At 33.3% G+C, this 22,792-nt stretch carries 19 protein-coding genes and 1 other annotated feature (1 of these 20 cut by a window edge); of the genes, 17 read left to right on the forward strand and 2 right to left on the reverse strand.

The window, feature by feature from the left end; genetic code table 11:
* Positions 1–134 (forward strand) — a binding site (T-box leader); it begins 52 nt to the left of the window's first position.
* 47 nt (positions 135–181) lie between these two features.
* Together leuS and BJG89_RS06025 are read left to right on the forward strand one after the other, a co-directional pair.
* On the forward strand, positions 182–2,596 hold the full coding sequence (leuS, locus tag BJG89_RS06020; protein ID WP_096809102.1) for a leucine--tRNA ligase: 2,415 nt from the start codon (positions 182–184) through the stop codon (positions 2,594–2,596).
* A 21-nt stretch (positions 2,597–2,617) separates the two neighbouring features.
* Positions 2,618–2,929, forward strand: a complete 312-nt coding sequence (locus BJG89_RS06025) for a rhodanese-like domain-containing protein (RefSeq protein WP_096809103.1) — start codon at positions 2,618–2,620, stop codon at positions 2,927–2,929.
* Positions 2,930–3,444: 515 nt separating this feature from the next.
* Here the strand turns inward: BJG89_RS06025 and BJG89_RS06030 are convergent.
* Positions 3,445–4,704 carry a BaiN/RdsA family NAD(P)/FAD-dependent oxidoreductase gene (locus BJG89_RS06030; protein WP_096809105.1) on the reverse strand — a complete coding sequence of 420 codons (1,260 nt, stop codon included), beginning with the start codon at positions 4,702–4,704 and terminating at the stop codon, positions 3,445–3,447.
* Positions 4,705–4,833: 129 nt separating this feature from the next.
* On the opposite strand from BJG89_RS06030, the gene BJG89_RS06035 reads away from it, so the two are divergent.
* The 8 genes from BJG89_RS06035 to BJG89_RS06070 all read left to right on the forward strand — a co-directional run bounded on the left by BJG89_RS06035 (position 4,834) and on the right by BJG89_RS06070 (position 13,516).
* Positions 4,834–6,471: a putative polysaccharide biosynthesis protein gene (locus BJG89_RS06035; RefSeq protein WP_096809107.1), complete on the forward strand. Its 1,638-nt coding sequence runs from the start codon at positions 4,834–4,836 to the stop codon at positions 6,469–6,471.
* Positions 6,468–7,169, forward strand: coding sequence for a pseudouridine synthase (locus tag BJG89_RS06040; protein WP_096809110.1), 702 nt, complete (start codon positions 6,468–6,470; stop codon positions 7,167–7,169). Before BJG89_RS06035 ends, BJG89_RS06040 begins: the two co-directional genes overlap by 4 nt.
* Positions 7,170–7,181: 12 nt before the next feature.
* Positions 7,182–7,583: a YtxH domain-containing protein gene (locus BJG89_RS06045; RefSeq protein ID WP_096809112.1), complete on the forward strand. Its 402-nt coding sequence runs from the start codon at positions 7,182–7,184 to the stop codon at positions 7,581–7,583.
* Between the two features lie 304 nt (positions 7,584–7,887).
* Positions 7,888–9,297 carry a dipeptidase PepV gene (gene pepV, locus BJG89_RS06050; protein ID WP_096809114.1) on the forward strand — a complete coding sequence of 470 codons (1,410 nt, stop codon included), beginning with the start codon at positions 7,888–7,890 and terminating at the stop codon, positions 9,295–9,297.
* Positions 9,298–9,299: 2 nt separating this feature from the next.
* Positions 9,300–10,145 (forward strand): D-amino-acid transaminase, encoded by an 846-nt coding sequence (dat, locus tag BJG89_RS06055; protein ID WP_096809116.1) that lies wholly within the window; start codon positions 9,300–9,302, stop codon positions 10,143–10,145.
* A gap of 454 nt (positions 10,146–10,599) precedes the next feature.
* Positions 10,600–11,391, forward strand: a complete 792-nt coding sequence (locus BJG89_RS06060; RefSeq protein WP_096809118.1) for a phosphotransferase family protein — start codon at positions 10,600–10,602, stop codon at positions 11,389–11,391.
* Between the two features lie 12 nt (positions 11,392–11,403).
* Positions 11,404–12,045, forward strand: a complete 642-nt coding sequence (trmB, locus tag BJG89_RS06065; RefSeq protein ID WP_096809120.1) for a tRNA (guanosine(46)-N7)-methyltransferase TrmB — start codon at positions 11,404–11,406, stop codon at positions 12,043–12,045.
* Positions 12,046–12,688: 643 nt separating this feature from the next.
* Positions 12,689–13,516, forward strand: a complete 828-nt coding sequence (locus BJG89_RS06070) for a YtnP family quorum-quenching lactonase (protein ID WP_174221768.1) — start codon at positions 12,689–12,691, stop codon at positions 13,514–13,516.
* 175 nt (positions 13,517–13,691) lie between these two features.
* Here the strand turns inward: BJG89_RS06070 and BJG89_RS06075 are convergent, their stop codons facing one another.
* The gene (locus BJG89_RS06075) at positions 13,692–14,009 is read right to left on the reverse strand and encodes a hypothetical protein (protein ID WP_096809123.1); all 318 of its coding nucleotides are present in this window, start codon (positions 14,007–14,009) and stop codon (positions 13,692–13,694) included.
* 82 nt (positions 14,010–14,091) lie between these two features.
* On the opposite strand from BJG89_RS06075, the gene BJG89_RS06080 reads away from it, so the two are divergent.
* The 7 genes from BJG89_RS06080 (at position 14,092) to BJG89_RS06110 (ending at position 22,717) form a co-directional block, all read left to right on the forward strand.
* On the forward strand, positions 14,092–15,168 hold the full coding sequence (locus tag BJG89_RS06080) for a M42 family metallopeptidase (RefSeq protein ID WP_096809125.1): 1,077 nt from the start codon (positions 14,092–14,094) through the stop codon (positions 15,166–15,168).
* Between the two features lie 17 nt (positions 15,169–15,185).
* The gene (locus tag BJG89_RS06085) at positions 15,186–15,494 is read left to right on the forward strand and encodes a thioredoxin family protein (protein WP_096809128.1); all 309 of its coding nucleotides are present in this window, start codon (positions 15,186–15,188) and stop codon (positions 15,492–15,494) included.
* A gap of 128 nt (positions 15,495–15,622) precedes the next feature.
* Positions 15,623–16,486, forward strand: coding sequence for a DUF1444 domain-containing protein (locus BJG89_RS06090; protein WP_096809129.1), 864 nt, complete (start codon positions 15,623–15,625; stop codon positions 16,484–16,486).
* Positions 16,487–16,499: 13 nt separating this feature from the next.
* Positions 16,500–17,099 carry a YtpR family tRNA-binding protein gene (gene ytpR, locus BJG89_RS06095; RefSeq protein WP_096809132.1) on the forward strand — a complete coding sequence of 200 codons (600 nt, stop codon included), beginning with the start codon at positions 16,500–16,502 and terminating at the stop codon, positions 17,097–17,099.
* Positions 17,100–17,116: 17 nt separating this feature from the next.
* Positions 17,117–20,818: a DNA translocase FtsK gene (locus BJG89_RS06100; RefSeq protein ID WP_096809134.1), complete on the forward strand. Its 3,702-nt coding sequence runs from the start codon at positions 17,117–17,119 to the stop codon at positions 20,816–20,818.
* Positions 20,819–20,841: 23 nt separating this feature from the next.
* Positions 20,842–22,155, forward strand: coding sequence for a UDP-N-acetylmuramate--L-alanine ligase (murC, locus tag BJG89_RS06105; RefSeq protein WP_096809136.1), 1,314 nt, complete (start codon positions 20,842–20,844; stop codon positions 22,153–22,155).
* A 70-nt stretch (positions 22,156–22,225) separates the two neighbouring features.
* On the forward strand, positions 22,226–22,717 hold the full coding sequence (locus BJG89_RS06110) for a DUF948 domain-containing protein (protein WP_096809138.1): 492 nt from the start codon (positions 22,226–22,228) through the stop codon (positions 22,715–22,717).
* Positions 22,718–22,792 lie beyond the last annotated feature (75 nt).

Raw genomic sequence — 22,792 nt, forward strand, 5'->3', positions numbered from 1 at the left:
TGGTGAAACCTAGTGTAAAGCCTTAAGTGAACTTACCGTGACTTGAAATGAATTAATGACATCTCTTACTATTAATTAAAATGAGCGCACATTTTGTGAAACAGGGTGGTACCGCGGTGAAAATCGTCCCTATTAAATAATAGTTTGAGGTGTCTTTTATTATTGAATAGGAGGAAATGTTGTGAATTACAATCATAATGAAATTGAAAAAAAATGGCAGGATTATTGGGAAGAATATAAAACATTTAAAACAGAAGATAATTTAGGCCAAAAAAAGTTTTATGCACTTGATATGTTCCCTTACCCGTCTGGGGCCGGGCTTCATGTAGGTCACCCGGAAGGTTACACAGCCACAGATATTATTTCTAGGTATAAGCGTATGCAAGGATATAATGTATTACACCCTATGGGGTGGGATGCTTTTGGTTTGCCTGCTGAACAATATGCGTTAGACACTGGAAATGACCCTCGTGAGTTCACTAAACAAAACATTGAAACATTTAAACGCCAAATTAAAGAATTAGGTTTCAGTTATGATTGGGATAGAGAAGTCAATACGACAGACCCAGAATACTATAAATGGACACAATGGATATTTATTCAATTATATAACAAAGGACTTGCTTATGTAGATGAAGTTGCGGTGAACTGGTGTCCTGCGTTAGGCACTGTACTTTCAAATGAAGAAGTAATTGATGGTGTTTCTGAGCGAGGTGGGCACCCTGTATACAGGAGACCAATGAAGCAATGGGTATTAAGAATTACTGAATATGCAGATCGGTTACTTGAAGATTTAGAGGACTTAGACTGGCCAGAATCTTTAAAAGACATGCAACGTAATTGGATTGGGCGTTCAGAAGGGGCATCAGTATCATTCAATGTAGAAGATAGTAATGATCAAATTGAAGTATTTACCACACGTCCTGATACAATCTATGGTGCTACATTCTTAGTATTAAGTCCAGAACATCAGCTTGTAAATCAAATTACAACTTCAGAAAATCAAGAAAGTGTTGAAAAATATCAACAAGAAGCGGCAATGAAATCAGATTTAGAACGTACGGGTCTTGCTAAAGAAAAATCTGGTGTATTTACTGGAGCTTATGCAATCAACCCATTATCTGGTGAAAAAACACCAATTTGGATAGCAGATTATGTATTATCTTCGTACGGTACTGGCGCAGTGATGGCAGTGCCAAGTGGCGACCAAAGAGACTATGAGTTTGCAAAAGCCTTTGATTTACCAATTACAGAAGTCATTGAGGGTGGAGACTTATCTGAAGCAGCTTATGTTGGTGATGGGCCTCATGTTAATTCAGGTGAATTAAATGGATTATATAATAAAGAAGCAATCGAAAAAGCAATTGAATTGTTAGAACGAAATAATGCGGGTACAAGAAAAATAAACTATAAACTTAGAGATTGGTTGTTTAGCCGTCAACGTTATTGGGGCGAACCAATTCCAGTCATTCATTGGGAAGATGGTACGATGTCAACTGTACCTGAAGATGAATTACCTTTACTTTTACCGGAAACAGATGAAATTAAACCATCAGGAACTGGTGAATCACCGTTAGCTAATATTGATGACTTTGTTAATGTAATAGATGAGGAAACTGGCATGAGAGGTCGACGTGAAACCAATACAATGCCACAATGGGCAGGTAGTTGTTGGTACTATTTAAGATTTATTGATCCGGATAACGAACAAATGTTAGCTGACCCAGAAAAATTAAAACACTGGTTGCCAGTCGATTTATATATTGGCGGCGTAGAACATGCAGTGTTACACTTACTCTATGCAAGATTCTGGCATAAAGTACTGTATGATTTAGGCGTAGTGCCAACGAAAGAACCATTCCAAAAATTATTTAACCAAGGTATGATTCTTGGCGAAGGTAATGAAAAAATGAGTAAATCTAAAGGTAATGTTATTAATCCAGATGATATTATTAAATCTCACGGTGCAGATACATTACGACTATATGAAATGTTTATGGGGCCACTTGATGCTGCCATTGCATGGAGCGAAAAAGGTTTAGACGGCTCAAGACGTTTCTTAGATAGAGTTTGGAGACTTTTAGTTACAGAAGATGGTTTGATTTCTGATAAAGTAGTAAATACAAATAATAAAACTTTAGATAAAAGTTACCATCAAACTGTGAAAAAAGTTTCTGAAGACTTTGATACATTGAATTTTAATACAGCAATTAGTCAGTTGATGGTCTTTATCAACGATTGCTATAAAGTAGACGAAATATATAAACCTTACATTGAAGGATTTATCAAAATGTTAGCACCAATCGCACCACATATTGGTGAAGAATTATGGTCACGTTTAGGACATGAAGAAACAATTACTTACCAACCATGGCCTACATTTGATGAATCATTATTAGTTGACGATGAAGTTGAAATCGTCGTTCAAGTAAATGGTAAAGTTCGTGCTAAAATAGATGTACCTAAAGATGTATCAAAAGAAGAAATGGAAGAAATTGCGTTAGATAACGAAAATATCAAAGATGAAATTGAAGGCAAAGATATTAAAAAAGTAATTGCTGTACCTCAAAAACTTGTTAATATTGTTGCCAAATAACTTAAAAGGGGCGTTTATATTATGGAGACAATATCTGTAGATGAATTAAAATCAAAGATTTTAAATTCTAATCCTATTCAAATTATTGATGTGAGAACAGATGAAGAAACTGCGATGGGGGTTATTCCTGAAGCAGAAACAATTCCTATGGATCAAATTCCCGACAATTTAAATCACTTCAATTCAAATGATACGTATTATATTATTTGTAAAGCTGGTGGCAGAAGTGCACAAGTTGTTCAATATTTAGAGCGTAATGGCGTTCATGCGGTAAATGTTGAAGGTGGTATGGATGCTTGGGGAGATGAAGCTTTAGACATTAGAAGCATCTAGCTTTCCAGTCTTTTAATATTCGGATATACCCAATTTGTATTGCGTTTAATACATTGTTCGGTAAGCATAGGTGGATACGTTTTAACTCAATGTGGGTTCATTTAGGATCGTTAATTTTATATTTTAGTATTGTAATGTTGAAATGATGATTAATAAAAATCTCAATATAAATATACCAAGCCCCTCACTATTGCAATAGTGAGGGGCTTTTTTTAGATGTTGGGTTAGTCGCTTATCTATTTATTATAATGAGAATGCGATAAATACGTAAATAGCATCATGAGACCATTATTTATGATTGTCATTGCGGTATGAACAAAGAGGCTAACTACAAAATATACTGCTTCTCTATGTCGACTGATAACTAAAAAACAGGTAAATTTATAATAGCACTTAGATAAAAAAGTTAATCAATTTCAAAAAATATGCTTATATAAAATTTTATAATTTTAATGATCTTTGTTGATGAACAAACTAGGTTATTGTTCTATCTTTTTAATCATGTAGTTAAAGGTTTAAAGTTGAAACTTACTCGCATTAGTGCCTGATATATGACCAGTGACTAAGGCACTAGTAATATTGTAACCTCCAGTATAACCATGAATATCGAGTAGTTCGCCGCACATAAATAAACCTGGTACGTGTTTTGACATCATTGTTTTAGGCTCAATTTCTTTTAGTGAAACGCCACCGCCAGTTACAAAAGCTTTTTCAATTGATAGCGTACCGTTAACTGTAAAGGTAAATGCTTTAAATAAATTTACTAATTTGTTGAATTGTTCGTTTGAAATATGATGTGCAGTTAATTCCTCTGAAATATTTGCTAATTCTAACATATACAGTAAATAGCGTTCTTCGATAAGACCATGTAAACTATTTTTTACATATTTATCGGGTGTATCTTTTAACAATTTACGTATTTTAGCTTCAACTTGTGCTTGGCTCAAATCAGGAAAAACATCTATTTGCATTTTAATATTTTGCTGTTTTTGGTTTTTTTGCTCTTTATATACAAACTGGCTGCATCTTAATGCAGCAGGGCCACTTACCCCAAAATGAGTGAAGATCATATCCATTTGATGCGTAATACGTTTTTTTTCATTTTTTTTCAATACAGATAGTGCTACATTTTTTAAACTTAAGCCTTTTAATCTTCTGTCTTTGATAAATGGTTCAGGAGAAGTGATGGGCACTTCAGTTGGAAATAATTCTGTAATTGTATGGCCTAACTGTTTAGCGAATTTGTAACCATCTCCTGTTGACCCAGTCTTTGGAACGCTTGTGCCACCCGTAGCAATCACTAGGCTATGACTTTCAATTGTTTCTTGGTTATCAGTTGTTATTTTAAAAGTTTGTTTTTGTGTATGTTCGATACCATGTACAACCGTTTCTTGTTTTACAGTTACATTATTTTTTTCTATTGTATGGATCAAAGCATCTACAACATCTTGCGCTTTGTTAGATACTGGAAACATACGACCATGATCTTCTTCTTTTAAAGATACACCCCGGGATTCGAAAAAGTGAATAATAGATTCGTTATCAAATACGGAGAAAGGACTATATAAAAATTTTCCGTTTCCTGGTATATTTTTAATGATTTCTTCATATGGTAAGCGGTTGGTTACATTACACCGGCCGCCACCAGATATTTTTAATTTACGGCCGAGCCCTTTTTTCTTTTCAATGAGCAAGACTTTATTACTGTTTTGACTTGCTGCAGCAGCAGCCATTAAACCGCTAGGGCCGCCACCGATTATGATTGTTTGATACATTTTATTGCCTCGCTTTACTAAATAGTGTTATTTTATAGTTTATAGTAATATAGTTTTGAAAAAAAGTGGTTATAACGTTATTATTGAAGTTATGAGTGTAAAAATTTAATTTGAGATAGGAAGATCTGAATGAGTGAAAGTAAAGAATTAGTTAGGGGTACCTTTTTAATCACCCTTAGTATATTGATTACTAAAGTCTTGGGTGTATTATATATTATTCCATTCTATGCTATTATTGGTGGAGAAGAAAAATTGGCACCTTTTAACTATGCATATACGCCGTATAATATTGCTATTGCAGTTGCGACTGCTGGCGTACCATTAGCGGCATCTAAATATGTATCTAAGTATAATGCTTTAGGTGCATATAAAGTAAGTGAAAAGTTATATAAATCCAGTTTTATCGTTATGACCATTACAGGATTTATAGGATTTTTCATTTTATATTTATTAGCACCGACTATAGCAACAATCACGTTAGCAAATAAATCAGGCGCTAAAGGTGGTTGGTCAGTTGAAGACATTACTTGGATTATTAGAATTATCAGTATGGTTGTTATATTTATACCATTACTTGCGACATGGCGTGGCGTGTTCCAAGGTTATAAATCAATGGGCCCAACGGCAGTGTCGGAAGTTATTGAACAAATTGCACGTATTTTATTTATTTTAATTGGAAGTTATCTAGTGCTCAATGTCTTTAATGGCAGTGTTTTACAAGCCAATGGTATTGCGACATTTGCTGCAGCAATAGGTGCCGTAGCGGGTATTTTCACATTATGGTATTATTGGAAAAAAAGAAAACCTAATATTGAAAAGATGGTTGCAACGGATGTTTCAGGTATCAATGTATCATATGGAAAGATGTATAAAGAAATTATTTCATATAGTATTCCATTTGTTATTGTTAGCTTGAACTTTCCATTATTTAATTTAGTCGATCAATTTACACATAATGGCGCGTTAGATTTAGCAGGCGTACCTAGCCGTCTACATGACTATTTCTTTACAATTTTAAATATGACAACTAATAAAATAGTGATGATTCCAACGTCACTATCAGCTGGCTTTGCAGTAAGCTTAATTCCATTCATTACCAAAACATATGAATCAGGCGAGTTAAGTGAAATGCATAGACAAATTAGAACATCTTTAGGTGTTTTGATGTACATTACGGTGCCAGCAAGTTTAGGAATTATGGCTTTAGCATTACCATTATACACCGTGTTTTATAGTTATAATATAGATGGTAGTCAGTTATTATTCTACTATGCACCTGTGGCTATTTTGATTGGATTGTTAAGCGTAACCGCATCTATGCTACAAGGTATAGATAAACAGAAATTAACTGTATTTGTTATTTTAGTAGCAGTTGTCTTAAAGGTTGTTTTAAATACGCCGCTTATTATGGCATTCCACACGGCTGGCGCAATTTTAAGCACGGCGATTGCGTTACTATTTGCTGTTTTATGTAACTTTTATATACTTAAAAAATATGCAAATTTTGATTTTTCAGAGACATGGTTACACTTCTGTAAAATATTCTTATATGGTTTAATTATGATGGTTGCAGTCGAATTGTCATCATTTTTATTACAAATGTTTATTTCACCAGAAACTAAATTTGGTGCATTAAGTATTTTAATTATCAGTGTTATAATTGGTATGTTAGTTTACGGAGGTATCACGATGAAGACGAAATTAGCTGATCAATTTTTAGGTGAGATTCCTAATAAAGTTAGACGCAAATTAGGTATTATAAAATGAGAATAGATAAATTTTTAGCGAATATGGGCGTGGGTACGCGTACAGAAGTTAAACAATTATTAAAAAGCGGTAGCGTTTTTATTAATGAACAAAAAGAAAAATCACCCAAAAAACAAATTGACCCTAACAATGATATAATCAAAATAAATAATGAGATTATACAATATATAGATAAAGTTTATCTCATGCTGAATAAACCCAAAGGATATATTTCTGCGACAGCAGATAATCAACATCAAACAGTGATAGAATTAGTGAAATCTTATCAGTTTTTAGAAATTTTCCCAGTAGGTCGTCTCGATAAAGATACAGAAGGATTATTATTAATCACTAATGATGGTGCATTTAATCATGAACTTATGAGCCCTACAAAGCATGTTTCTAAAACGTACGAAGTTATTTCTGAAAAAAATATTACAAATAATGATATAAATTCATTCAAAATGGGTATTGAATTGAATGAGGGATTGGCGATGCCTGCAACTTTAGTGAAAAGTGATGAACCATACAAATCATTTGTCACAATTTATGAAGGAAGGTATCATCAAGTTAAGCGCATGTTTCATGCTATAGATAACGAAGTGCTTGCATTGAAACGTGTGAGCATTGGTGAGTTAAAACTTGATGAATCATTGGGTCCAGGTGAATATCGTCATCTAACGCAACAAGATTTTAAACAATTAGGATTAAATTTATAAAGAGGTGTTATTATGTCAAAATTACTAAAAGCAATTATAGGTGTCGGAGGAGCAGCTGCTGCAGTTGTGCTCTCTAAAAAAGAAAATAGAGATAAATTGAAAGATGAGTATAGCAAATACAAGTCAAATCCTGAATCATATAAACAAAACGCTAAAGATATCGCTAGCCAAATAAGTTCAAAAGCCGGGGAAACTTATAACGAAGTGAAACAAGACCCGAAAGGTTATGCGTCAAGAGTGAAACAAGATCCGAAAGGGTTTATAAATGAACAAAAAGACCGTTTTAAAGGCGTTAATGAAAAAGAAGAAGAACACGTAGAAGAAGCTAGATTTACGGATGAAGGTGCAGCAGATCCTTCAAACAATTTGCGTGTAGTTACAGAAGAAGAACTTAAAAATAATAAAAATAAATAATTGTTTATAAAATGTGTAGATTAAGCTACGGATAGACCCACATATTTCTAAAATGGTGGCGTTACCCCGCAAAGGTTAGAAATACTATCTTCATAAATGATTATATAAGCCTGGGACATTTTTATGTCTCAGGTTTTTTAATCTTAATACAGAGTATAAAACCATTCATATAGTGGTGTTTAACTGTTTTTCAATAATGATTACAGTTAAAAATTTTAAATATAAGTTACATCTCACTGTAGTTTCTATACTACTTCATGTAAAATATTAAATATATAAGTAATGAGAAGGAAGTTGATTCTAAATGTGGAAAGATAAAGTTAAAGCATACGAAGAACATATTATAGAAGATTTGAAAGGTTTATTATCTATTGAGAGTGTAAGAGATGATAACAAAGCTTCGTCTGATAATCCAGTCGGACCAGGACCGCGGAAAGCATTAGATTATATGTACCAAATTGCTGAGCGTGATGGATTTAATACACATGACGTAGACCATATTGCAGGTCGTATAGAATCCGGAAAAGGCGAAGATGTTATGGGTATTTTATGTCACGTAGACGTGGTACCAGCTGGCGATGGTTGGGATTCTAATCCATTCGAACCGGTTGTAACTGAGGATAAAGTTATCGCGAGAGGTACGCTTGATGATAAGGGGCCTACCATTGCTGCTTATTATGCAGTCAAAATATTAAATGATATGAAAGTAAACTGGAAAAAGCGTATACATATCATTATAGGTACGGATGAAGAATCAGATTGGCAATGTACAGATTGCTATTTCAAAACGGAAGAAATGCCTACATTAGGTTTTGCCCCTGATGCGGAATTCCCAGCTATCCACGGGGAAAAAGGTATTAGCACTTTCGATGTAGTACAAAATGAAAAAGCAGAAGATAAAGATGAGCCTGAATATGAATTAATTTCATTTACTTCTGGGCAACGTTACAACATGGTTCCTGATGAAGCAAATGCTAAATTAGCGGTTAAAGAAAATATGACAGATGTTATTCAAAATTTCGAACAATATTTATCTGAAAATCAAGTAGATGGTGAAAGCGTCGTTGATAGTGGTGTGTTAGTCCTTAAAACCTATGGTAAAGCAGTGCATGGTATGGATCCGTCTATTGGTGTGAACGCAGGATTGCACTTATTGAACTTCTTATCTAAGCTTGGTTTAGATAAAACAGCTGCCAACTTTACTCAATTTAGCGAACAATATCTATTTAATTCTCACTTTGGCGAAAAAATGGGGATGAAATTCCATACTGATGTGATGGGTGATGTTACAACTAATATTGGTATTATTTCTTACGATAACCAAAATGGAGGCAGATTTGGTATTAATTTAAGATACCCTCATGGTTTTGAATTTGAAGAAGCAATGACTCGATTTAAAGGTGAAATCGAAAAAAACGGTTTTTCTATTGAATTAGGTAAGAATCAAACACCTCACTATGTAGATAAAAATGATCCATTTGTACAAACATTAGTGAAAGCATACCGTAACCAAACAGGTGATCCAACAGAACCATACACTATTGGTGGCGGAACTTACGCACGTAATCTTGATAAAGGTGTTGCATTTGGTGCAATGTTTAACGATTCAGAAGATTTAATGCACCAAAAAAATGAATATATTACGAAAAAACAATTGTTTGATGCAACGAGTATTTATTTAGAAGCTTTATATACATTGTGCGTGGAGGAATAATTATGACTAAAGTATTGATTAACGAACATTTAGTAGATGAACAAGACGCAAGAGTCCCTTACAACGACAGAGGCTATGTTTTCGGCGATGGTATATATGAATATATCAGAACTTATAATAATAATATTTTTACTGCAAAACCACATTTTGAAAGACTGTTAAGAAGTGCTAAAGAGATTGGTTTAGATTTGAAATACAACGTAGATGAACTTACAGAATTAGTACAAGAATTATTAGCAGCTAACGGTGTAGTTAACGGTGGTGTATACATTCAAGTTACGCGTGGCGCTGCCCCAAGAGATCACGCGTTTCCAACGCCATCAGTAGAAGCCAATGTAATGGCATTTACAAAAACATATGAACGTCCATATAAACTATTAGAAGAAGGCATTAATGCTATAACAACAGAAGATATTCGTTGGTTGAGATGTGATATTAAAAGCTTGAATTTATTGGGTAATGTGCTAGCTAAAGAAAGCGCCGTTAAATATAATGCTCAAGAAGCTATCCAGCATCGTGGCGATATCGTTACTGAAGGGTCATCGAGTAATGTATATGCAATTAAAGGTGGGGAAATATACACGCATCCTGTAAATAACTATATATTAAATGGCATTACGCGAATGGTAATTAAAGATATTGCAGAAGCCAAAGGCATTCCATTTAATGAAGGCACTTTCACTGTGGATTTTTTAAGAAATGCGGATGAAATTATCGTATCAAGTACTTCAATTGAAGTAATGCCTGTAATTAAATTAGATGGTGAATTCGTAGGTGAGGGAAAAGTCGGCCCAATAACTAAATCATTACAAGAAGGATTTAACAGATACATTGATGCAGATAGTTAATATTTTCCAAAAAAGGAAATAAAATGTAACATCTATTGAAACTAAATTATGTTATAATGCTTACTGAGCCGATTAATAAAATTTCTGGAAATGTTCGTAGTAAAATGTGACTTTTTGTTTCTCATTATTGGTTGAAATAAACGTCTAAACATTATAAAATCTTTTATGAGACTTGAAATTGGTGTAAAAAATTTCATGAAAAAAAGCAAAGGAATTTTAAAAATTTCATGCTGTTTCGGGTAGATTTATGATATGATGATAAAGTTATAAAAATCCCAATACAGTATTTAATATTTAAATATACAAACTTAAATCTATGGGACAAAATGATGGTCATAACACGTGAGGCTATCATATATGATTTAAGTTTATAATTGTGTTAGAAAATGACTATATTTGGCTCTCGAAATTTGTTTTCTGGAGCCATTTTCTAATTGAAAGTGAGGTGAACGTGTTGGAGCAGTTTTATCAATTAGGATGGACACTTGATTCAGCAGGTGGCGCATCTGGCGAAGCTTATATGGCAGAGCAAGATGGACAGAAATTGTTTTTAAAACGAAATTCTAATCCATTTATTGCAGCTTTGTCTGCTGAAGGTATTGTACCAAAGCTCGTGTGGACGAAACGTATAGAAACAGGGGAAGTTGTAACAGCACAACATTGGAAAAACGGCAGAGAGCTAACTTTCGATGAAATGTATGAACAACGTGTCGCTAATTTGCTAAAAAAAATACATAGTTCAAAAACACTTTTGAATATGTTGAAACGTATGGAAATGAATCCTATTACACCCGATATTTTATTAAATAAAATTAACGCCTCATTATCTAGAGAAGTGTTAACGCATCATGTTATTCGTAAAGCATTGACATATTTAGAAGATCATATGCCTTGTCTTGATCCTAGGTTCTTTACGGTTGTTCACGGAGATGTTAACCATAACAACTGGTTGTTATCTGATCATGATGAATTATTTTTAGTTGATTGGGAAGGTGCAATGATTGCGGATCCAGCTATTGATTTAGGTATGCTGCTATACAATTACGTTCCTGAAAATAAATGGCCTCAATGGTTGAGAGATTATGGTACGAAAGATTCTATAGACTTACAAAAGAGAATGAAATGGTATACTGTTGTTCAGTCAATTGGAATGGTACAGTGGTACGAAGAACAAAAACGCTATAAAGATATGAATATGTGGTTGAAGTTCTTAAACGAAGTAATGAATAACAATGTATTTATATAAGGAGTTATCAAGATGAGAGTGCGTTACAAGCCGTGGGCTGAAGATTATTTAAAGTCGCATCCTAATATTGTAGATACGGATGGTAGCCATGCAGGACATATAAATGAATGGTTTGACAAAGATCAACCGATATATATAGAAATTGGTTCTGGCATGGGTCAATTTATTACAACGCTTGCTGCGCAAAGACCAGAAATTAATTTTATTTCTATGGAACGGGAAAAGAACGTTATGGTCAAAGTGTTAGATAAAGTGAGAGAGCAAAATTTAACCAATATTAAATTGATTTGTAATGATGCGATTGAATTAAATGAATACTTTAAAGATGAAGAAATCTCTCGTATTTATTTAAATTTCTCAGACCCTTGGCCCAAAAGAAGGCATACGAAGCGTAGATTGACTTACCATACATTTTTAGCGTTATATCAACAAGTGCTAAAAAAAGATGGAGAAATCCATTTTAAAACGGATAATAGAGGTTTATTTGCTTATAGTTTAGAAAGTATGTCCCAATTCGGAATGTATTTCACTAAAATAAATTTAAATTTACACCAAGAAGAAAAAGAAAATAATATTGAAACAGAATATGAGCGTAAATTTTCTGATAAAGGCTCAAGGATTTATAGAATGGAAGCTAAATTTCACAATAATTAAATTGTTTTTGTAAATCACTTTATGTAGTTAATCGCCAGTGTATAATATAATACTAAGATGAAATAAAGATGGAAATTTTTTATAAGATTTCATTATTTTATTTTTTTAAGGCTACTATTTTCATAAATGGGAAAGTAGCGCTTATAGATAACCAGAAACCCAATTTGGGTTTCTTTTTTTTATAAGATAAACTAAAGCAAGGGATGTAAGCGTCAGGCTTCCTTACATAAGTGTTATTGAGGTTTAAATGGAATACAAGCACTAAAACATTTACATAAGCACTAATACTGTTAAGAGGATTATATACGTTATGACTCAAGTCTAATTTAATAAATTAAAAAGTAACGCTTTAGCAGTAGTGCTTTAAGAACTGACTTTTAAAAAATAGTTTTCTAAAAAGTAGCGATTTTGAAGCAATAGTTCATTAGCGTACGTTTTAAAACGTATTGATAGCATAGTCATGTGACAACGATCTACGTCAAGTCCAAGAATTAACTTAGAGTATTTGTATCTGAGTTCATTTGTAGGTATGTACGATATTCATCTGTATGTGTGGATTTACAATTTTCATTATTTTACGAGGGAGTTGTATTATATTACTATATTAATAAATAGTATTTAAACAAAGAAACGAGGGATAATCTTGAAATTAGGCAATTTTAAAATGCATTACCTTAATGGCGGGATTACAAATATTGATGGGGGCGCAATGTTCGGCGTTGTACCTAAAGTTTTATGGACAAAAAAATATGAAATCAGCGAGGATAACCGTATTCCTTTACCAACACACCCAATTTTAATTCAAACGGAAGAATTTAATATTATTATTGATACAGGGATTGGTAAGGAAAAGCTTACTGACAAAGAACGCAAGATATTTGGTGTAAATTATGAAAGCCAAATTGAAGAAGATTTAAAATCATTTAATTTAGAGACACAAGATATTGATTATGTACTGATGACACATTTACATTTTGACCATGCTTCAGGTTTAACTGATAATGAAGGGCATGCTGTTTTTGAAAACGCCATTCATGTCATACAACAAGATGAGTGGCACGAGTTTAATAGCCCTAATATACGTAGTAAATCCACTTATTGGAAGAAAAATAATGGAGATTTCACGAAGAAATTAATTTTATTTGAAAATCAATTAGAAGTAGTAAGTGGCATTCATATTTATCATACTGGAGGCCATAGTTATGGTCATTCTATTATTACTATTGAAAGCAAAGGAGAAAAGGCAGTGCATATGGGAGATATTTTCCCAACTATTGCACACAAAAATCCATTATGGGTAACTGCTTATGATGATTATCCAATGCAGTCTATTAGAGAAAAGGAACGGATAATACCTAGATTCATCTTAGAGGATTATTGGTTCTTATATTATCATGATGTAAATTATTTCGCTGTGAAATTTAATCAAACTGAATCTAATGAAATAGCACAATATATTACTAGAAATTAAAATAAGGTTAAAGTTTAGAACATTTGAAATGAAACTATATCTGTTTTAAAGCATTGGTTTTGCTTTATGAATGACTTGAGCAGCGATATATTTTGTTTCATATCATTATTGTACTGCGATAGTTAATAGTTGTTTGCTATCGGGTACGTAAGATGTTCATAACTTTAACCTTCAATCATTTACACTCTATGATGTCGAGGACTTCTCCTGTTTTAGCATTTGCGTAAAAATCGTAATAAATGCGTTTGCCATTGTGAAGTGTAGTGACACCACCCTGAAAAGCTTCTAATTGGTCGTTAGCGTTTTTATACATAATCGTTTCGTTTAATATGTAAGAACCGACAACATTCATAAAATATGTTTTTACTTCAGAAACAATTTTCTCTGGATTTTGATGTTGTATTTGCTTTTGACGTTTATAAAAATAAATTGATCCAACAATAACTGCTAATGAAATAATTGTGATGAAGAACCAACTTTTTTTATTTAACATATTACAATCTACCCCCAATAAAGTCATATTTATAGTTTACCACAATGAAGATGATATAATAAATATTAAGGAGTGAGAGACATTGAGTATAGACAAAAATCAAACATTATCAAGAATGAAAAATTTAACAGAATTACATGGCGCACCTGGCTTTGAAGATGATGTGAAAACCTATTTAAAAAATGAAATGGCACCGTACGTAGATGAATTTGTTTATAATCGTATGGGCGGTTTTTATGGAGTGAAGCGATCCAAAGCTAAAGAACCTAAAAAAGTAATGGTTGCTGCTCATATGGATGAAGTTGGTTTTATGATAACTCATATTACAGATAACGGACTATTGCAATTCACAAACTTAGGTGGCGTTGCTACTGACATATGGCAAGGACAAAGATTAAAAGTGAAATCACGTACCAATGAAGAAATCGTTGGCATCGTTGCAAATATTCCAAAGCACTTTAGAACGGGTAATGAAGGTGCGCCGACGATAGAAGACTTATTATTAGATATCGGTTGTGAAAGTGAAACAGATGTAATAAATCGAGGTATTCAAATAGGGGATACCATTGTTCCTGAAACACCATTTACGCAATTATCTGAACATAGATTTGTAAGCAAGGCCTGGGATAATCGTTATGGTTGTTTAATTGGTTTAGAGTTATTAGAATTATTGAAAGATGTAGAATTAGATTTTGATTTATTTGTTGGAGCGAATGTACAGGAAGAAGTTGGATTAAGAGGAGCAAAAGCTTCCGCCGAATTAATAGATCCAGATATTGCATTTGTAGTTGATTGTTCTCCAGCAAATGATATGAAAGGAAAACAGCATCTTTCAGGAGAACTAGGTAAAGGTACTTTAATCCGTATCAAAGACGGCACGATGATACTCAAACCGACATTTAGAGATTACCTTATAGATTTAACAAAAAAATTTGATATTCCAAACCAATATTATATGTCTCCTGGCGGTACTGATGGCGGAGAAATACACAAAGCAAATATTGGTATTCCAACTGCAGTTATCGGTGTTTGTGCACGCTATATTCACAGTACGAACGCAGTGTTTGATTACCGTGATTATGACGCAGCGCGGAGACTGTTATTCCAATCAATTAAAAACTTAAATGATAAAATAATCGATACGCTACAATATAATTAATATTTAGGAGTGATTTAATGGAACAATTAGAAAATGAACAACAATTTGAAGAATTAAAAAAAGAACAAACTGTGTTTTTATTTACTGCAGACTGGTGTCCCGACTGTAAAGTGATTGAACCAGATCTCCCACAACTGGAAGCAAAATATACGAATTACAAATTTATATCTGTAGATAGAGATAAATTTATAGATATTTGTATTAATCATGGTATTATGGGCATTCCAAGTTTTCTAGTATATAAAGATAATAAACAAATTGGTAGCTATATTGGAAAAGAACGTAAATCAATTGAACAGATAGATGATTTTTTAGCTTCTTTATAAAAGATAAATCAAATCATATTGATTAAAGTGTACTCTAAAAAATATACCCTTAGAACTTACATTTTTTCTGTTCCTAAGGGTATATTTATTGTAAACTGTATTAAGACACGTAAATAGGAGTGTTAACGATGAATGTCTTTCAAATGAGAGATAAATTAAAAGATAGATTGAAACATCTAGACGTTAAGTTTAGTTTTAATCGTGATGAAGAGACGCTACGAGTTTCTAGAAATGATAATGGTAAAGGTGTAACTGTTAAAATTTCAACTATCGTAGCTAAATATAAAGAGCAAAAAGAAAATATAGTAGACGAAATCGTTTATTACGTTGAAGAAGCTATCGAACAAATGAAAGGGGAGGCTTTATCCGATTCAGACCATATTGAGATAATGCCTGTGCTCAGATCACCGAGTTTTGATAAAAAAGACAAATCTGGAAATGCATTTGTTATTGATAAACATACTGCAGAAACTAATATTTACTATGCAGTGGACTTAGGTAAATCTTACCGACTATTAGATGAAACTATGTTAGATAAATTGAATCTCACTAAACAACAAGTGAAAGAAATGGCTTTATTTAACGTTAGAAAGCTTGAAAATAATTATAAAACGGATGAAGTTAAAGGAAATATTTTCTATTTTATTAATTCAAATGATGGTTATGATGCAAGTAGAATTCTAAATACTACTTTTTTAAATGAAATTCAAACTCAATGTGAAGGTGAAATGCTAGTAGCAGTACCACACCAGGATGTGTTAATCATAGCTGATATTCGTAATAAAACAGGTTATGATGTTATGGCTCATTTAACCATGGAATTTTTCACGAAAGGTTTAGTGCCAATTACTTCACTTTCTCTAGCTTATGACAAAGGACATTTTGAACCTATATTTATATTAGGTAAAAACAATAAACAAAAAAGAAATCCTAACGTAATACAAAGGTTAGAGGCGACTAGAAAAAAATATGAGAATAAAGATAAGAAATAAGGAGTCAGTATAAATGAATTTATTTTATAATAAAGAATCTGTGGGAGATGTAGCTTTTTTACAAATTGAACCCACAACTGGTGAATTTACGTATGAAACAAAAGGAAACGTAGTAGAAATTCATCAAGGTAATCAAGTTGTTGGATATAATATATTTGACGCTTCAAATGTATCTAGTATATCTGGAAATGGCCATGTTCAATTAAATGAAACATTAATTAATGAACTACAGCAAGCTATTAAAAATGCAGGGTTTTCATTTGAATTAGAGACAGATTTATCACCAAAATTGGTTGTAGGTTATGTGGCAAACAAAGAAAAGCATCCTAATGCTGATAAGTTAAGTGTATTAAATGTAGACGTAGCTACAGAAAAATTACAAATTGTGTGTGGCGCGCCTAACGTTGAAGCGGGACAAAAGGTTGTAGTCGCAAAAGTTGGTGCAGTAATGCCAAATGGCATGGTAATCAAAGATGCAGAACTTCGTGGCGTTGCTTCAAGTGGTATGATTTGCTCTATGAAAGAATTGAATTTGCCAAACGCACCACAAGAAAAAGGTATTATGGTCTTGTCTGATGATTATAAAGTAGGACAAGCATTTTTTGAAGAATAAAAGGAGGTAATGTCCGAATGAGCTGGTTCGACAAATTATTTGGAGACGAAAATGATCCTAATAAAGATTATCTAAATAAAAGAAACCAACGACGTCAAAAGAATATGCAACAAGAACATAAAGACACATTACTTCCTCAAAACAACGATGTTTATGAGAGGCCGAAAGGGAAATTCAGATTTCCGATGCATGTTATAGAAGAAGAAAATAGATCTGATAGCGCTCATGAAGTATCGTCTGAAAAAGAAGCTAAAGATACTGAAAATATGTCTAACCATACATCATCATCTAACCAAAAACAACGAAGACGTAGACATATGTATAATGAAACAACTTCAGATGAGATGAAGCAGCCAGAAGCTTCTGAGCAATCAACGACACATGATGAAACGTACGATGAAACAAACAGTGAAACAAGAAGAGATAAGAGACAACATAATGGCAAGAGAACAAGAATCCAAACGGACGTTTTAGGCGTGAATGGAAAATCTTCAAAAAAACATGAACACTCTACGCCGCATTATCATAAAAGTGATTTTAAAGCGAGTGAAGTTCCTTCTGCTATTTTTGGTACTCAAAAGCCCCACCCTCTAGATAACGGGGTAATCAAACCCAAAAACAGCGAAGAAGACAATGAAATATTTAACAATGACAAAGATGTTCAAGAAGATAAAACATCAAGCCTCGAATCACAATATAATGAAGCCCAACAACAAAATGATGACGACCAGCTATATCAAGTTGATGATGAGCAACTATCTTCAATAGAAAACGAACCGTCACTACAGAACACGTCAGACCAGTATGAAGACACTACAGAATCAACGACGCAACCTCAAAAAAATAATACAATCAATATAGAAAACATTTATGCGTCTCAAATTGTAGAAGAAATTCGTAGAGAGCGTGAAAGAAAAGTACTTCAAAAACGTCAATTCAAGAAAGCTTTACAACAAAAACGTCAAGAAAATCAACAAAATGATGAAGATACAATTCAAAAAGCAATTGATGAAATGTATGCACAACAAGCCAAACATTATATTGGCGAAAGTTCGTTAGACGAAGAACAATCAAATGATATCTCGGATGTGGATGATTCTGAGGATATCTCTAGTGATAATTTGACTGAAAATAGTAGCCATAATGATCAAAATAACGCTTCAGAATTTAACTACCAAGAAATTGATTTAGATAACGTGAGTTCTGTACATAATATAGACAATAACCAAGTGTATGAGTCTTTAGATGAAACGGCCAATCCTACAGTTAATTTATCAGATGAACCAGAAATAACTGCAATGGATGTAAGCCAAGATGAAGCTGGTTCAGAAAATGAACAACAAAACACATCTTCTGAAGCAGAAAGCCATGTGCAACAAAACGCTTCAAATTTAACTGAAGTTGATGAAAATGTAGCAATTTCAGATGCAAGATACAGAGAATTATCTGAAGCTCAAAAAGATATGTCACAAAGTACAACTGATGTGGATAGTAAGCAAAATGAAGACGTTGAAAAAATGCCACAGACGCAAGATGAATTTTCAGATGATCCCTTTTCAACAAGTACAGCGCGTGACACTGACGATAATCAAAATAGTACATCTCTAACTGATGGATCATATTCAGAAAGCACACAAGATTCAAGTCAATTTAATTCAGAGGAGTATAATCTGTCAGATCAGGATATCAAAGCACCGTCTACAAAAGATAATGATATACAAACGACGAACAGTAGCCAAAATGAAGCGGATGATGCTCAAGTAACTGAATCTGTGCATGCCTTAAGTTCTAGTGAAAAATCAAGTCAACAAAGGAAAAAATCAGCCATAACAAAAGGCAGCAAACCGTTTAATGTTGTTATGACACCATCAGATAAAAAGCGTATGCTCGACGCTAAGAAAAAGCGCCATACAAATTACTCAAGTATGAGCCTTAGTGAAGACAACAAATACCAATCAGAAGACAATACGAATATAAAGGCACCGTCTAATACAGATAAATCATTGTCTTCACCTAAACAACAAGAAGATAATATATACTCAGATCAAAATGCCGAAGCACATTTTTATGATAACAATGAATCAACAATTTCAGATGCACAAGCGATATCATCTGATGATCAAATACATCAAATCAAAGATGATGCTCAACAAAAAAGAGACACAGCATACTCAAACTCAAGCCAAAGTGCTACGCAATCTCAAAATTCAGATAACCAAGAAGCGTTATCACAAAATAAATCGACGACAGATGATACACAGTCTGTAAATCAAGTTGACGATGACGTAGATACCTACCAGGGGACTAAGACAGCGATAAGAAAAGGTCCAAATATCAACCTTCCAAGTATTGACTTACTTGAAGAACCTAAGGCGCATGAAAAAGATAACCAATGGATTGAAGAAAAGAAACATGAATTAAATGAAGCTTTTTATTACTTTAACGTGCCAGCTGAAGTTCAAACAGTTACAGAAGGACCAAGTGTAACGCGTTTTGAATTATCTGTAGAAAAAGGAGTAAAAGTTTCTAGAATTACCAATTTACAGGATGATATCAAAATGGCGTTAGCAGCCAAAGATATACGTATTGAAGCGCCTATCCCAGGTACAAGTTTAGTAGGTATTGAAGTGCCAAACCAATCATCTACACCTGTTAATTTACGTTCCATTATAGAAGACACTACATTTAAAAATGCAGAATCTAAATTAACAGTTGCTATGGGGCTTCGAATTAATAATGAACCACTCGTTATGGATATAGCTAAAACACCTCATGCATTAATTGCAGGCGCAACGGGTTCTGGTAAATCAGTATCTATTAACAGTATTTTAATGTCATTGTTGTATAAAAATCATCCTGAAGAGTTAAGATTATTACTCATTGATCCTAAGATGGTAGAATTGGCGCCATATAATGGGTTGCCTCATTTAGTGTCGCCTGTGATTACTGATGTTAAAGCTGCTACTCAAAGTTTAAAATGGGCAGTAGAAGAAATGGAACGTCGTTACAAAGTATTTGCTAAATACCATGTGAGAAATATTACTGCTTTTAATAAAAAAGCGAATTATGAAGATAGAATGCCCAAAATAGTAATCGTTATTGATGAACTAGCAGATTTAATGATGATGGCACCACAAGAAGTAGAACAATCCATTGCGCGTATTGCTCAAAAAGCACGTGCATGTGGTATTCATATGCTTGTGGCTACGCAAAGACCTTCTGTAAATGTAATTACTGGCTTAATCAAAGCGAATATACCAACACGTATTGCTTTTATGGTTTCTTCAAGCGTAGATTCTCGTACCATTCTAGATAGTGGGGGAGCAGAACGTTTGCTAGGTTATGGCGATATGCTTTATTTAGGCAGCGGTATGAACAAACCTATACGTGTGCAGGGAACGTTTGTATCTGATGAAGAAATTGATGAGGTCGTTGATTTTATTAAACAACAGCGAGACCCTGATTATCTTTTTGAAGAAAAAGAATTATTGAAAAAAGTAGAAAGCCAACCGCAAGACGATTTATTCGAGGATGTTTGTCGATTTATGTTACAAGAAGGCCATATTTCTACTTCATTAATACAAAGACATTTCCAAATAGGATACAATCGAGCCGCTAGAATTGTGGATCAACTAGAACAATTAGGTTATGTTTCAGGAGCAAATGGTTCAAAACCTAGAGATGTATACATTACAGAGTCTGATTTGAATGAGAATTAATATAGAGATAAAGGAGTGTTACAATGACACATTTTCATTTTGTCGGCATTAAAGGCGCCGGTATGAGTTCATTAGCACAAATTATGCATGATCTTGGTCATAAAGTACAAGGATCAGATATAAAAAATTATGTTTTTACAGAAATAGCATTAAAAAACAAAGGTATAGAAATTTTACCATTTGATGCAGATAATATAAAAGAAGATATGGTCATTGTTCAAGGTAACGCCTTTCCTGATACACACGAAGAGGTAATAAGAGCGCATGATTTAAATTTAAAAGTTATTCGTTACCATGATTTTTTAGGACATGTTATCAAACAATACACTTCAGTTGCAGTTACAGGTGCGCATGGCAAAACTTCTACTACTGGGCTGTTATCACATGTTATGAATGGAGACAAAAAAACCTCATTCTTAATTGGTGATGGTACAGGCTTAGGTATACCGGCGAGTGATTACTTTGCTTTTGAAGCATGTGAATACCGTAGACACTTTTTAAGTTATCATCCAGACTATGCAATAATGACTAATATTGATTTTGATCATCCGGATTATTTTAAAGATGTTGATGACGTATTCAATGCTTTTCAAGAAATGGCACGCAATGTAAAAAAAGCGATTATTGCTTGGGGTGATGATACGCATCTGCGCAAATTAAAAGCAGATGTACCTATTTATTATTACGGTTTTTCTGAAAATGACGATATTTATGCAGATAATATACAATTCAGTGAAAAAGGCACACAATTTGATGTCTATATCGATAAAGTGTATTATGATTCTTTTTTATCACCGCAATTTGGTGATCATAATATTTTAAATGCGTTAGCTGTAATAGCGATCAGTTATTTGGAAGGCTTAAATGTTGCTAACATTAAAGAAGCACTAGAAACCTTCGGCGGTGTTAAACGCAGATTTAACGAAACCAAAGTTGGCCAACAAGTATTAGTTGATGATTATGCACACCATCCGAGAGAAATTAGTGCTACAATTGAAACAGCACGAAAAAAATATCCTACCAAGGAAGTTATAGCTGTTTTCCAACCGCATACTTTTAGTCGAACGCAAGCCTTTTTAGAGGAATTTGCAGCGTGTTTAAGTCTTGCTGATAAAACATTTTTATGTGAAATTTTTGGTTCAATAAGAGAAAATAATGGGGATTTAACGATTCAAGACTTAGTTAAAAGGATTGAAGGCGCCACGCTTATTGATGAAAGCACTGTAAATGTTTTAGAAGATTATAGTAATGCAGTTATTTTATTTATGGGTGCGGGCGATATTCAAAAAATCCAGCGTGCATACATGGAAAATATTGGTGTAACTACCTCATTTTAATATGTTTATGTTAAAATGATGGGGGTATTTATATTAAATAACAACATATGTTTTTTAGGAGGCGTTTTTAATGGAATGGATTTTACCTATAGCTGGAATCGTTGCAGCGATTGCATTTTTAATTTTATGTATTGGTATCGTTGTCGTATTAGTTTCAGTTAAGAAAAATTTAGATCACGTTGCAAAAACACTTGATGGCGTGGAAGGACAAATTCAAGGGATTACACGTGAATCTACAGACTTACTTCATAAAGCAAATCGCTTAACTGAAGATATTCAAGATAAATCAGATCGTTTAAACTCTGTCGTTGATGCAGTTAAAGGCATCGGGGATTCAGTTCAAACATTAAATGGTTCTGTTGATCGAGTTACAAATTCAATTACGCACAACATTTCTCAAAACGAAGATAAAATTTCTCAAGTGGTACAATGGTCAAATGTGGCAATGGAAGTTGCTGACAAATGGCAAAATAGAAAAAATCGTAGAGAAAGTGCAAAATACAAAACAAGTAGTGTCGCAAATGACGCAGATCACAGCTACACTACACGTGTTGACCATTAATCATTTATATACTTAAAAAACAAATGCACTTAAATGAGGTATAAACTTATTTAAGTGCATTTGTTATAGGAGGCA

This window comes from Staphylococcus nepalensis (assembly GCF_002442935.1).
GTDB lineage: Bacteria > Bacillota > Bacilli > Staphylococcales > Staphylococcaceae > Staphylococcus > Staphylococcus nepalensis.

Excerpts from the sequence above, each read along its gene's own strand:
- BJG89_RS06025 (WP_096809103.1), top strand. The coding sequence starts at position 2,618 with ATGGAGACAATATCTGTAGATGAATTAAAATCAAAGATTTTAAATTCT.
- BJG89_RS06030 (WP_096809105.1), bottom strand. The coding sequence starts at position 4,704 with ATGTATCAAACAATCATAATCGGTGGCGGCCCTAGCGGTTTAATGGCT.
- BJG89_RS06035 (WP_096809107.1), top strand. The coding sequence starts at position 4,834 with ATGAGTGAAAGTAAAGAATTAGTTAGGGGTACCTTTTTAATCACCCTT.
- BJG89_RS06040 (WP_096809110.1), top strand. The coding sequence starts at position 6,468 with ATGAGAATAGATAAATTTTTAGCGAATATGGGCGTGGGTACGCGTACA.
- BJG89_RS06045 (WP_096809112.1), top strand. The coding sequence starts at position 7,182 with ATGTCAAAATTACTAAAAGCAATTATAGGTGTCGGAGGAGCAGCTGCT.
- pepV (WP_096809114.1), top strand. The coding sequence starts at position 7,888 with ATGTGGAAAGATAAAGTTAAAGCATACGAAGAACATATTATAGAAGAT.
- dat (WP_096809116.1), top strand. The coding sequence starts at position 9,300 with ATGACTAAAGTATTGATTAACGAACATTTAGTAGATGAACAAGACGCA.
- trmB (WP_096809120.1), top strand. The coding sequence starts at position 11,404 with ATGAGAGTGCGTTACAAGCCGTGGGCTGAAGATTATTTAAAGTCGCAT.
- BJG89_RS06075 (WP_096809123.1), bottom strand. The coding sequence starts at position 14,009 with ATGTTAAATAAAAAAAGTTGGTTCTTCATCACAATTATTTCATTAGCA.
- BJG89_RS06085 (WP_096809128.1), top strand. The coding sequence starts at position 15,186 with ATGGAACAATTAGAAAATGAACAACAATTTGAAGAATTAAAAAAAGAA.
- BJG89_RS06090 (WP_096809129.1), top strand. The coding sequence starts at position 15,623 with ATGAATGTCTTTCAAATGAGAGATAAATTAAAAGATAGATTGAAACAT.
- ytpR (WP_096809132.1), top strand. The coding sequence starts at position 16,500 with ATGAATTTATTTTATAATAAAGAATCTGTGGGAGATGTAGCTTTTTTA.
- BJG89_RS06100 (WP_096809134.1), top strand. The coding sequence starts at position 17,117 with ATGAGCTGGTTCGACAAATTATTTGGAGACGAAAATGATCCTAATAAA.
- murC (WP_096809136.1), top strand. The coding sequence starts at position 20,842 with ATGACACATTTTCATTTTGTCGGCATTAAAGGCGCCGGTATGAGTTCA.
- BJG89_RS06110 (WP_096809138.1), top strand. The coding sequence starts at position 22,226 with ATGGAATGGATTTTACCTATAGCTGGAATCGTTGCAGCGATTGCATTT.